The following is a 3271-nucleotide window of genomic DNA, read 5'->3' as shown; positions in this document are numbered from 1 at the left end:
TCATATGCCGAGTTCGGAACTATGCTGAGTTCTGCATGCATTCCGGCTTCTCCTGTGGTAAAAGTGTGGGAGCCGGTCGGCATAGTATTTGTCGATTGGAGCCGACCGGCGCTGAGTTGGCGTATGCAACGGGCGTGTCGAAAGAGGCCCGTTCGACTTCGTGTCGAAGGGCCGTTGGCTCCTTATCTGGGGCCTTATGCCGAATACCTCGCAGACTGCGGATATTCGCAGGTTTCTTATTGGAAGAAGACCTTCCTCGTCAGCGAGTTCAGTCGATGGCTGGGCAGCGAACGAATTGCAGCCAGCGAGATCACGGCCGAGCACGAAGCTGCGTTCCTGCGTGACCGCGCCCAATGCCGTATCCTGAAGGGCGGCGATGCAATCTCCCTGAGCGGCATGACAGGCTGGCTCCGGGACAGGGGCGTCGTTGACGACGAGGCAGCCCTTCCAACCGGGCCGTCCGGCGCCGAGGAGATATTGCAGGAATACGCGGGCTGGCTGCGGGAGGAACGTGGCCTGGCGCCGTCCACGATCGAGAACTACGGCGGCTATATACGGCGCTTCCTGACGAGCCTCTGCGGTGCCGACGAGCCGGACCTTGCCGGCATCAGCGCCAGCCAGGTCACGGACTATATCCGCCGCAACGCGCCGCATGACCAGACCTTCGCGCAAGCCAAGAACATCGTTACGTCGCTGCGCTCCTTCTTCCGCTTTGCGCGCTTCCGCGACTACATCCAGACGGACCTTGCGGCGGTCGTGCCCAGTGTCGCCGGATGGTCGATGGCGTCGATCCCACGAGCGATGCCCACCGATGACGTTCGCCGGCTTCTGGCCGAGAGCCGGAGATGGCGCACGCCGGCCGGGCGGCGCGATCGTGCCATCCTGCTGCTGCTCGCACGGCTGGGGCTTCGGGCGCGGGAGATCGTCTGTCTGGAGCTGGACGACATCGACTGGTCGCGGGGCTGGCTGACCGTGCATGGCAAAGGCCGCCAGGAACGGCCGCTGCCCCTGCCGCACGACGCCGGCGAGGCCCTTGCGTCCTATCTGAAGGACGGTCGGCCGGAATCGGCGTGCCGCAGGGTGTTCCTGCGCTCGCGCGCTCCCTTCGACGGGCTGGGGTCCCACAGCGACATCTGCCAGATCGTGCATCGCGCGATCGCCCGCGCCGGGATCAAGGTGAAGGTCACGGGCGCGCATCAACTTCGCCATGCGCTTGCCGTGGATATGCTGCGGCAGGGACTGTCGCTGACGGAGATCGGCCAGATGCTGCGGCATCGCAGCCCCGAGGCCACGCGGCGATACGCGAAGGTCGATCTGGACGGCCTGCGTGCGGTCGCCCTGCCGTGGCCGGGAGAGCTGCCATGACCAGCTTGCGCGAAGGCGTCGTGGAATATCTGGAGCTTCGCCGTTCGCTCGGCTTCCGACTGAAGAAGGACGAGCTTTACCTCGGCAACTTCGCCGACTTCATGGAGCGGCGTCATGCCACTCACATCACCGCGAAGCTGGCGGTGCAATGGGCGCGGCAGCCGGTCTCGACCGATCCGAACTATCTCGCCGGACGGCTGCGTGCGGTTCGCAGCTTCGCCCGCTACTGCATCCTGGGCGACCCGAAGACCGAGATCCCCGCCACGGACTTGCTCGCGCGGCGCAGGATCACCTTCCAGCCCCATATCTTCAGCGCCGAAGAGATGAAGCGCATCCTGGCGGGGAGCTTGGGGCAATGGGGTGGAGCAACCCGGTTCTACTGCCTGGGACGCTATACAATCTACGGCCTCATCAGCGTGACCGGGATGCGGGTCGGCGAAGTCCTCAGACTCGATCTGGACGATGTCGATCTCGAGCAGGGCGTCATCACCATCCGCAACAGCAAGTTCGGCAAATCCCGCCTTGTGCCCGTTCATGAGACGACGCGCGTCGCCCTGCAACGCTATCGGGAAGAGCGTGACGCCTTCCTGGCCGGCAAGGCCGTCAAAGCCTTCTTCATATCCACACACGGCCGCCGCGTCGGTCACACGGCGCTGGATCGCGCGTTCCGGCGACTGACCAGGCGGCTTGGCCTGCGTGATGTCGCGGCCTCCAGCGGGCCGCGCCTGCACGACCTGCGACATACGATGGCGGTCGAGGTCTTGCGTCGGTGCTACAGCACCGGCACGGACCCTGAGCGCCGCTTGCCGGCGCTGTCCACCTATCTCGGGCACACCCAGCTCACCTACACCTACTGGTATCTGCACCAGAATCCGGAGCTGATGGCGGAGGCGGTGGCGCGGCTTCAGCATCGCTGGGAGGCTCTGTCATGACGGCCTCGATCCCAACCTTCCCGACACTCCTTCAGCGGTTCTTCACCCAGCGCCTGATGCAGGAGAAGCGGGTCAGCGCGAACACGATCAGCTCGTATCGCGATACGTTCAGGCTGCTGCTCCGCTTCGCGCAAAAGCGCCTTCGCATCGCCCCGGACAAGCTGGCGTTCGAGAAGCTCGACGCGCCGCTCATCGCAGCCTTCCTGAGTGACCTGGAGAAGCAGCGCGGCGTGACCGTCCGCACCCGCAACTTGCGGCTTACTGCGATCCGGTCGTTCTTCCGCTTCGCCGCCTACGAGATGCCGACGAACAGTGCCCAGATACAGCGCGTCCTCGCCGTGCCGGCCAAGCGGTTCGACCGCAAGCTGATCGACTTCCTGACGCGCCCCGAGGTCGATGCGCTGCTCGCGGCGCCTGACATGGCCACATGGACCGGCCGCCGGGACCATGCGCTGCTGCTGACGACCCTGCAAACGGGCCTGCGCCTGTCGGAAGCGACGGGCCTGCGACGTCAGGACGTGGCGTTCGGCGCTGGCGCTCACGTCGAAATCCTCGGCAAAGGCCGCAAGCAGCGCGTCGTCCCGCTGTGCAAGCCGGTCGCCGATGTCCTCAAAGCCTGGTTCGATGAACTGGCCCCCGGCCAGGGCGAGATGATCTTCCCGAGCGCGCGCGGCGGCCGGCTCAGCCCGGACGCCGTGACCGGCCTCCTGAAAAAGCACGTCGCAGCCGCTGGCAATGTCTGCCCTTCGCTCAAGCAGAAGCACGTCACCTTCCACTGTCTGCGGCATACGACGGCGATGGACCTTCTCCACGCCGGGGTGGAGCAGACCGTCATTGCGCTGTGGCTGGGGCACGAGTCCATCGAGACCACCCAGATCTATCTCGACGCCGATCTGGCGCTGAAAGAAAAGATCCTCGCCAAGACGATCCCGTTCGACAGCAAGCCGGGCAAGTTCAAGCCCGACGACAAGCTG

3 protein-coding genes are annotated in these 3271 nt (G+C 65.2%); all 3 read left to right on the top strand.

Annotation, left to right across the window (positions count from 1 at the left end):
* Window positions 1–1365 (top strand): tyrosine-type recombinase/integrase (locus V5F48_RS24820; RefSeq protein WP_394260624.1); only part of this gene is annotated, 1365 nt, incomplete at its 5' end.
* Complete coding sequence (locus V5F48_RS24815) at window positions 1362–2297, top strand: tyrosine-type recombinase/integrase (RefSeq protein WP_394260623.1); 936 nt, start codon at window positions 1362–1364, stop codon at window positions 2295–2297. The genes V5F48_RS24820 and V5F48_RS24815, both read left to right, overlap by 4 nt.
* The coding region (locus V5F48_RS24810) for a tyrosine-type recombinase/integrase (protein ID WP_394260622.1) at window positions 2294–3271 on the top strand (978 nt) is incomplete at its 3' end. The genes V5F48_RS24815 and V5F48_RS24810, both read left to right, overlap by 4 nt.

The organism is Xanthobacter autotrophicus ATCC 700552 (assembly GCF_043194565.1).
GTDB classification, from domain to species: domain Bacteria; phylum Pseudomonadota; class Alphaproteobacteria; order Rhizobiales; family Xanthobacteraceae; genus Xanthobacter; species Xanthobacter autotrophicus_F.
This window is presented reverse-complemented; position numbering and strand designations above follow the sequence as displayed.

What these genes read in the sequence shown, in the direction of transcription:
- V5F48_RS24815 (WP_394260623.1), top strand. Translation starts at nt 1,362, where the DNA reads ATGACCAGCTTGCGCGAAGGCGTCGTGGAATATCTGGAGCTTCGCCGT.